This window comes from Mycobacterium sp., assembly GCF_049647605.1.
Taxonomy (GTDB): domain Bacteria; phylum Actinomycetota; class Actinomycetes; order Mycobacteriales; family Mycobacteriaceae; genus Mycobacterium.
On record NZ_JBARXZ010000136.1, the window covers coordinates 20,014 to 27,591 of the forward strand.

At 68.1% G+C, this 7,578-nt stretch carries 10 protein-coding genes; 4 read left to right on the forward strand and 6 right to left on the reverse strand.

Annotated elements, in window-relative coordinates:
* Window positions 1–36: 36 nt before the first annotated feature.
* Genes WBB07_RS18010 through WBB07_RS18030 form a run of 5 tightly spaced genes read right to left on the reverse strand, consistent with a single transcriptional unit; the run spans window position 37 to window position 3,272 of the window.
* A complete protein-coding gene (locus tag WBB07_RS18010; RefSeq protein ID WP_526309772.1) occupies window positions 37–783 on the reverse strand; it encodes an enoyl-CoA hydratase in 747 nt (248 codons plus the stop codon).
* The gene (locus WBB07_RS18015) at window positions 783–1,613 is read right to left on the reverse strand and encodes an NUDIX hydrolase (protein ID WP_526309760.1); all 831 of its coding nucleotides are present in this window, start codon (window positions 1,611–1,613) and stop codon (window positions 783–785) included. Before WBB07_RS18015 ends, WBB07_RS18010 begins: the two co-directional genes overlap by 1 nt.
* Window positions 1,610–2,461, reverse strand: a complete 852-nt coding sequence (locus WBB07_RS18020; RefSeq protein WP_526309761.1) for an ABC transporter ATP-binding protein — start codon at window positions 2,459–2,461, stop codon at window positions 1,610–1,612. The genes WBB07_RS18015 and WBB07_RS18020 overlap by 4 nt, the downstream gene beginning before the upstream one ends.
* Window positions 2,410–3,093: a membrane protein YczE gene (gene yczE / locus WBB07_RS18025; protein ID WP_526309762.1), complete on the reverse strand. Its 684-nt coding sequence runs from the start codon at window positions 3,091–3,093 to the stop codon at window positions 2,410–2,412. The genes WBB07_RS18020 and yczE overlap by 52 nt, the downstream gene beginning before the upstream one ends.
* Window positions 3,090–3,272: a hypothetical protein gene (locus WBB07_RS18030; protein ID WP_526309763.1), complete on the reverse strand. Its 183-nt coding sequence runs from the start codon at window positions 3,270–3,272 to the stop codon at window positions 3,090–3,092. The genes yczE and WBB07_RS18030 overlap by 4 nt, the downstream gene beginning before the upstream one ends.
* 62 nt (window positions 3,273–3,334) lie before the next feature.
* Between WBB07_RS18030 and yczR the strand changes: the two genes are divergently transcribed.
* The gene (gene yczR, locus WBB07_RS18035) at window positions 3,335–4,777 is read left to right on the forward strand and encodes a MocR-like transcription factor YczR (RefSeq protein WP_526309764.1); all 1,443 of its coding nucleotides are present in this window, start codon (window positions 3,335–3,337) and stop codon (window positions 4,775–4,777) included.
* A 13-nt stretch (window positions 4,778–4,790) separates the two neighbouring features.
* Here the strand turns inward: yczR and WBB07_RS18040 are convergent, their stop codons facing one another.
* Window positions 4,791–5,540, reverse strand: a complete 750-nt coding sequence (locus WBB07_RS18040; protein ID WP_526309765.1) for an IclR family transcriptional regulator — start codon at window positions 5,538–5,540, stop codon at window positions 4,791–4,793.
* A gap of 71 nt (window positions 5,541–5,611) precedes the next feature.
* On the opposite strand from WBB07_RS18040, the gene pcaH reads away from it, so the two are divergent.
* From pcaH to WBB07_RS18055, 3 genes are all read left to right on the forward strand, one after another.
* On the forward strand, window positions 5,612–6,400 hold the full coding sequence (gene pcaH, locus WBB07_RS18045; protein ID WP_526309766.1) for a protocatechuate 3,4-dioxygenase subunit beta: 789 nt from the start codon (window positions 5,612–5,614) through the stop codon (window positions 6,398–6,400).
* A complete protein-coding gene (pcaG, locus tag WBB07_RS18050) occupies window positions 6,400–6,954 on the forward strand; it encodes a protocatechuate 3,4-dioxygenase subunit alpha (protein WP_526309767.1) in 555 nt (184 codons plus the stop codon). The genes pcaH and pcaG overlap by 1 nt, the downstream gene beginning before the upstream one ends.
* A 2-nt stretch (window positions 6,955–6,956) precedes the next feature.
* A partial coding sequence (locus WBB07_RS18055; RefSeq protein WP_526309768.1) for a lyase family protein occupies window positions 6,957–7,578 on the forward strand: 622 nt, incomplete at its 3' end.

The following is a 7,578-nucleotide window of genomic DNA, read 5'->3' on the forward strand; positions in this document are numbered from 1 at the left end:
TCGGCGGGTTCTTTCGTATCCGTCATGGAGGGCAGCCTAACCCTTGCCGTCGATCGACTGAGCGGCGGCGAATACCTGAACGTAGCGGTCGCGCTCCTGCCCCACCCGCTTCGATCGGGGCGCCACCGAGGCATCGATCACCGCCTTGGCCGCCGCCAGCGCCTCCGCCGGGCTGTCGACAAATCGCTGCGCCCAGGTCATCGCTGTGTCGAACACATGATCGGGGGCGGTGAGCTCATCGAGCAGACCGCGCTCGGCGGCCTCGGTCGCGTCGACAAAACGTCCACTGAAGACCAGCTCCTTGGCACGGCTGACCCCGACGGTGCGGGCCAGCCGGGCCATCCCACCACCGCCGGGGATCAGACCGGACAAGATCTCGGTGGCCCCGAGCTTGACGTTGTCGCCACCGATGCGCCAGTCGGCGGCCAGCGCCAGGGTGAGACCACTGCCGAGGGCGTACCCGGTGACCGCGGCCACGGTCGGTTTGGGGATCGCCGCCACGGCTTCGATGGCGTCGTGACGAACCACGGCCCCTTTGGCGGCCTCCGCGGGTGTCAGCGTTTGCAGCTCGGCGATGTCGTCGCCGGCCGAAAAGATCTCGTGACCGCCGAACACGATGACCGCCGTGATGTCACCGCGCTCCGATACCTCCGCGGCGGCGTCGGCCAACTCGCGGTAGGCCTGCCTGCTGAAGGTGTTGGTCGGCGGTCTCGACACCAGCACCGTGCCGACACCGGGATGCTCGTCGCTGGTGTGGACGGAGACGAACTCACGGCCCCGGATCACGGCGCGCGCCCGGCGCGGGCGGCGTTGTAGCGATCGCTGTCGAAGAACTCGATCGCCCAGTCATCTCTTCCCAGGGACAGACTGGGTTGGATCGAGACGATCTCGCGTTCGGTGGCCAGCACCTCGGCGACGGTCTGACCGGCCAGGGAATCCAGCTGGGTCCACGTCGGTGGTAACAGGAAGGTGCGTTTGGCGGTGAAGTCCTCGAGTGCCTCATCCGGCGTGGCCCAGCCGGCCTTGTCGGATTCGGTGTTCTCTCCGTCGGCGCGCTGCCCCGTCGGCAGGGCCGCGACAAAGAAGAAGGTGTCGTAGCGACGGGTGCGTTCCTCGGGCGGGGTGACCCAGTTGGCCCAGGGGCGCAGTAGATCGGCGCGCAACATCAGCTTCTCACTGCGCAGGAACTCACCGAACGACAAGGTGTTGTCGGCAAGCGCGCGGCGCGCGTCGCGGTAGACGCTGGCGTCGTCGACGATCAGGTCCGGGTCATCGGAGGCCCCGGCAAAGAGCACTCCGGACTCCTCGAACGTCTCCCTGGCCGCAGCGCACACCAGCGCCAACGCCAGGTCCTCGTCCACCCCGAATCGCTGTGCCCACCAGGACGGCGGCGGCCCATGCCAGTCGATGTCGGCATTGCGATCCCGGTCGTCGACGCCGCCGCCGGGGAAAACGATCACCCCACCGACAAACTCCATCGCCCGATGCCGGCGCATCAGGAACACTTCGATCCCGCCTGCTGCTGGGCCTTCGCCGTCGCGCACCAGCATCACGGTGGCCGCCGGCCGGGGCGGCAGTGGGACCTTGGGGTCCTCTGGACTGACAGAACTCATTGACGCCTCCGATGTGCGGCACGGCTGCGGACCCGCCGTGCGAAGTAACGGCCGTCGATCAGGTCGAGGGCGATCGACTGGCCGAAGGCCTTGGACAGGTTCTCAGACGTCAGGACATCGGCGAGCAGACCGCCGGCGACGACTTGACCTTCGGAGAGGATCAGGGCGTGGGAGAAACCCGGTGGGATCTCCTCGACATGGTGGGTCACCAGGACGGTGGCCGGTGAGTCCGGGTCGGCGGCCAGGTCGGCCAACCGGGCGACCAGCTCCTCACGGCCGCCGAGGTCCAGGCCCGCGGCGGGCTCGTCGAGAAGCAGCAATTCCGGATCGGTCATCAACGACCGGGCGATCAGCACCCGTTTGCGTTCACCTTCGCTCAGGGTGCCGTAGGTGCGCTCGGCGAGGTGCTCGGCGCCGACACTTTCGAGCATGTCGACGGCCTGGGCGTAGTCGATGTCCTCGTAGGCCTCGCGCCACCGACCGAGCACGGCATAACCGGCCGACACCACCAGATCCCGCACCACTTCGTCATCTGGAACCCGTTGCGACAGCGCAGAACTCGACAAACCAACCCGCGAACGCAGCTCCGACATGTCGGCTTTGCCGAGCCGTTCGCCGAGAACGTACGCCGTACCCGTCGACGGGTACTCCATGGCGGCGGCGATCCGTAGCAGCGAGGTCTTGCCGGCGCCGTTGGGACCGATCACCACCCAGCGTTCGTCCAGTTCGACCTGCCAGGTCACCGGACCCACCAGCACCCGCCCGCCGCGGCGCAGCGAGATCTTCCGGAAATCGATCAGGAGGTCGGGGTCGCTGGCGGTGTCGGTATCCGGGTCTGCTGCGGGCACTCGCCCATGGTAGCCATGGGTGTTTTTGTACCGAATTCGGCAAGTACCCGCGCCGGCACAAACCGCAGGATCAGCTGGACCAGCGGGCCGATGCCAAATGCGTAGACCACGGTGCCGACTCCGACGGTACCGCCGAGCAACCAGCCCAGGGTCAGTACGGCGGCCTCGATTGTGGTGCGTACCAACCGCACTGACAATCCGGTGCGAGCCACCAGGCCGGTCATCAGTCCGTCGCGCGGCCCTGGACCGAGACCGGCACCGATGTAGAGCACCGTGCAGAACGCGTTGAGCAGTACCGCGGCCAGCATGAGCGCAACTCGCGCCGGGAGCGATTCAGGTGTCGGCAACACCGCCAGTGACGCGTCGACGGTGACGGCGATGACGATGACATTTGCGACGGTCCCGACGCCGGGCCGGTTGCGCAGTGGAATCCAGGCCAGCAGCACCGCAGCGCCCGCCACGGCCGTGGCCAGTCCGATCGTCATGCCGGTGCGCTGCGCCAGACCCTGGTGGAAGACGTCCCATGGGTCCAGGCCCAGTCCCGCTTCCACCATCAACGCCATCGAGAAGCCGTAACCGCACAGCCCCAGCAGAAGCGTCAACAGTCGTCCGGGGGTCGCCTTGTTCCTCATGCGTGGTCCGGGAACCGGACCCTGATGGCTTCGAGGTCGTTCACCTCGCGCCGCCGGTCGGCATCCAGTTCGCGGAGGTCCCACGATTCGAAGTTGCTCGGCCGGACCGCAGCATCGGCCATTCTGGCCCCCATCGCCGCCAGGCGAGAGGCCCACACCGATACCCAGTTACGTGTCATGCGCCCAGTTTGGCCAGCCACTGGCTTGCCATTCAATAGCCAGTCGGCGAATACTGGCTCCAATGAGCGTGGAAATGAGCCGCCGAGCCCTCGATGTGGACCTTCTGGGCCGGGAACTGGGCAATTGGCGTACCGCCAACCGCACCGGTCCCGCCTACCAGGGACTGGCTGACGCGATCCGGCTGCTCATCGTCGACGGGCGGGTCCCGGTAGGCGCAAAACTGCCCAGCGAGCGAGCGCTGGCCGAAGTGCTGCGCGTCTCGCGCACCACGGTGACCGCCGCCTACGCCCAACTCGGCGAAGACCACTACCTCCACGCCCGGCGCGGCGCCCGCAGCGTCACCGCCCTACCGGTCCTGCCCGCAGTCCAGACCAGTGCCGGACCGGCGACCGTGAGCCTGGCCGCCGCGGCGCTGGCAGCACCATCGGCAACTGTGCTGAACGCCATCACCGAAGCCACCAGCCAGATCGGCCCCTATCTGCAAACACCCGGTCATGAACTCGTCGGCGTCGACGCGCTGCGCATCGCGATCGCCGAACGCTATTGCCGGCGTGGGCTTCCCACCGAACCCGACGAAATCCTGGTGGCCAGCGGCGCCCAACACGCCCTGAGCCTGGTCCTGGCCGCCTACACCCAGCCCGGCGATCGGGTGCTCGTCGAGCAGCCCACCTACCACGGTGCACTGTCGGCCATCGCCACCATGGGGGCCCGCGCGGTACCGGTGGCGATGACCGATAGCGGCTGGGAACTCGACGCAGTCCAGGCCGCAATCCGCCAACTGGCTCCCAATCTGGCCTATCTGATTCCGGACAACCACAATCCCACCGGCTTCACCATGGGAGTTGCGGACCGGAAACGGCTGGCCCACATCATCTCCGACACCCGGACCCGGACCGTCATCGACGAGACCATCGTCGACATGTGGGTCGACGAGCCGAGCCCGCCGCCGGTGGCTGCGGAACTGACCGGCCGCCGCGACCTGGTGATCACCATCGGGTCGATGTCGAAGTCGTTCTGGGGCGGGCTGCGCATCGGCTGGATCCGCGCCGAACGCGGCACCATCGCCACCCTGGCGGCACTGCGCCCGGCACTTGATCTGGGTACCGCCGTCCTCGAACAGCTGATCGCCGCACGGCTTCTCGACGGGACCGACGAGGTCCTCGCCGAGCGCCGAGAGATTCTGCGCACCCGCCGCGCCTTCCTGCTCGACCTGCTGGAACGCCGGCTCCCGGACTGGCGGCCGGGAAACGGGATCGGCGGGATGTCGCTGTGGATACAGCTGCCGGCACCGATGAGCACGGCCCTGTCGGCATCGGCGTTGCGCCTGGGGCTCGACCTGCCCGCCGGCCCGCGCTTCGGTGTCGACGGAACGTTGGAACGATTCATCCGCGTTCCGTACGCCCTGCCCGAAGATCAACTGACCGAAGCCGTCGAATTACTGGTGCGCGCTTGGCATTCCATCACCGGAGTGGCCGTCGCCGATCCGGGCTCGGTGGTCGTCTAGCCTTCGCGCCGGCTCACAGCAGCCGGCCGATACCGCGAGCGGCCACCTGTAACGCCCCCAGTAACCGCTGCCGGTCCCGTTTGAGGGTCGGAACGACCACCCCGATCGCGGCCACCACCTCGTTGTCGGATACCCGCACCACGGGAACCGCCATCGAGTAGGCCCCCGGGGACATCTCCTCCGACGTGGTGGCCACCCCGTCACGCGCGATGCGTTCCAGCTGAGCCACCAACACCCCGGGCTGTGTCACTGTGCGGGCGGTGATACGAGTCAAGTTGGCGCACACCAGTTCCTGCACACTCGGCGGCGCGTACGCCAGCAATACCTTGCCCACCCCGGTGCAGTGCATGGGCAGTCTGCTGCCCACCGTGCTCACGATCGGCACCGAGGCGCGGCCCGACATCCGTTCCAGGTACAGCACCCGGTCGCCGTCGCGCACCGCCAAGTGGACGGTGGCCATCGTGGCCGCATACACGTCATGCAGGAAGGGTTCGGCCACTTGCTTCAATCGCCCCTGGACCGGCGCCAGCAGACCGGCCTCCCAGAGCAGCCGGCCGACCACATATCGACCGTCGCCACGGCGCTGCAATGCCCCGCCCGCCACCAGTTCTGCGACCAGCCGATGCGCGGTGGGCACCGGGATATCGGCCCGGCGGGCGAGTTCGGTCAGCGTCAAGCTGCGATGGCGCTCGTCGAACGCGGCGATCACCGCCAACAGCCGGGCCGTCACGGTGACACCCGGCGCGGAGGTATTTCCGGCCATCTTCCCCATCCTTCCGCTGAGCGGAATCCTACTGTGTCCACCGCCACGCCCTGGCCTCTACCGTCTCGGCCATGACAGCCCCCACAGACACCAACCCCGACAGCGCGTCGGCAAGCCAGGCGGCGATCAACGCGGAGATCGCGGCAATCGAAACCGCCTACCAGCGCACCGGGGTCGAAGAGACCCAGCCCCGCCTCGACTACGCCCCCTACCGCAGCAGCCTGCTGCGGCACCCGACCAAAGACCTGCACCACACCGACCCGGAGACCATCGAGCTGTGGGCCCCCTGCTTCGGTGAGCGTGACGTCCACCGGCTCGAATCCGACCTGACCATCCAGCACAACGGTGAACCCATCGGCGAGCGCATCGTGGTCACCGGGCGCATCGTCGACGGTGACGGCCGGCCGGTGACCGGCCAACTCGTCGAGATCTGGCAGGCCAATGCGGGTGGACGCTATGTCCACAAACGTGACCAGCATCCGGCGCCGCTGGACCCGAACTTCACCGGCGTCGGCCGCTGCCTGACCGACGCCGACGGCACCTACCGTTTCACCACCATCAAACCGGGCCCCTACCCGTGGAAGAACCACCACAACGCCTGGCGACCGGCACACATCCACTTCTCGCTGTTCGGAACGGATTTCACACAGCGAATGATCACCCAGATGTACTTTCCCGGCGACCCGCTCTTCAGCCTCGACCCGATCTACCAGTCCATCACCGACCAGAAGGCGCGCGACCGGCTCGTCGCCGCCTACGACCACGACGTGACCACCCACGAGTGGGCCACCGGCTACCGCTGGGACATCGTGCTGACCGGGAGCAACCAGACACATTTCGAGGCAGAGGAAGCGAACTGATGAGCACACTGCTGACGGCCACGCCGGGCCAGACCATCGGGCCGTTCTACGGCTATGCGCTGCCGTTCGACCGCGGCAACGAGGTGGTCCCGCCGCAGAGCGCCGGGGCGATCCAGTTCCACGGTGTGGTCACCGACGGAGCGGGCAAACCGGTTCCCGACGTGATGCTGGAGATCTGGCAGGCCGACGCCGACGGCAACGTCCCGCATGCCAGCGGGGCATTGCACCGTGACGGGTGGACGTTCACCGGCTGGGGCCGGGCGTCCACCGACGACGACGGCCACTTCAGCTTCAGCACAGTCGAACCGGGACCCACCGACCCGGAACGGGCACCGTTCATCGCTGTCACCGTCTTCGGCCGGGGTGTTCTCAACCGCCTCTTCACCCGTGCCTACGTGCCCGGGCCCCACCTCGACTCGGAGCCACTGTTGACCGGCCTTGCCGAGGATCGGCGCGCCACGCTGATCACCGAACGCGACGACACCGGGCTCCGGTTCGACATCCGGTTGCAGGGCGAGGGCGAGACGGTGTTCCTGCGCTACCCGGGACAGTGACGGTGGCCGACCTGTTCTGGCCCGGCGACGAGCGCGCCGGAGACGTGATGAGCCAGTCCCGGTTCCTGCGTGCGCTCGTCGAGGTCGAAAATGCTTGGCTCGCCGTCCTTGTCGAGGCGCAGGTGGCGCCCCGAGCGGCATCCGCCGACCTGGGCACGGTGATCACCGCCGACGACGCGACAGCGATCGCCGCGGCCGCCGAACGGGACGGCAACCCGGTCACCGGTCTGGTCGGGCTGCTGCGGGACCGGGTGCGCGCCGACAACCCGGCCGCCGCCCGCTGGTTGCACCGCGGGCTCACCAGCCAAGACGTCGTCGACACCGCGCTCGTCCTGTGCTTGCGCGACGCACTGGAGCGGATCGGCACCGAACTCACAGCGCAAGTCGCAATCCTGCTCGGGCTCGTCAACACTCACCGGACTGCGCCGGTACTCGCACGCACACTCACGCAACCCGCCCTGCCCAGTACCGCCGGACTGAAGTTCGCCGGATGGCTCACGGCCGTCCTCGATGCCCGCCAGTTGGTGGCGGCACTGCCCCCGCTGCCCGTTCAAGCCGGCGGCGCGGCGGGCACCATGGCGGCAGCCACGGAACTCACCGGCTCCCCCGAGGCCGCGGTGGCAC

Excerpts from the sequence above, each read along its gene's own strand:
- WBB07_RS18015 (WP_526309760.1), bottom strand. The coding sequence starts at position 1,613 with ATGAGTTCTGTCAGTCCAGAGGACCCCAAGGTCCCACTGCCGCCCCGG.
- yczE (WP_526309762.1), bottom strand. The coding sequence starts at position 3,093 with ATGAGGAACAAGGCGACCCCCGGACGACTGTTGACGCTTCTGCTGGGG.
- WBB07_RS18030 (WP_526309763.1), bottom strand. The coding sequence starts at position 3,272 with ATGACACGTAACTGGGTATCGGTGTGGGCCTCTCGCCTGGCGGCGATG.
- yczR (WP_526309764.1), top strand. The coding sequence starts at position 3,335 with ATGAGCGTGGAAATGAGCCGCCGAGCCCTCGATGTGGACCTTCTGGGC.
- WBB07_RS18040 (WP_526309765.1), bottom strand. The coding sequence starts at position 5,540 with ATGGCCGGAAATACCTCCGCGCCGGGTGTCACCGTGACGGCCCGGCTG.
- pcaH (WP_526309766.1), top strand. The coding sequence starts at position 5,612 with ATGACAGCCCCCACAGACACCAACCCCGACAGCGCGTCGGCAAGCCAG.
- pcaG (WP_526309767.1), top strand. The coding sequence starts at position 6,400 with ATGAGCACACTGCTGACGGCCACGCCGGGCCAGACCATCGGGCCGTTC.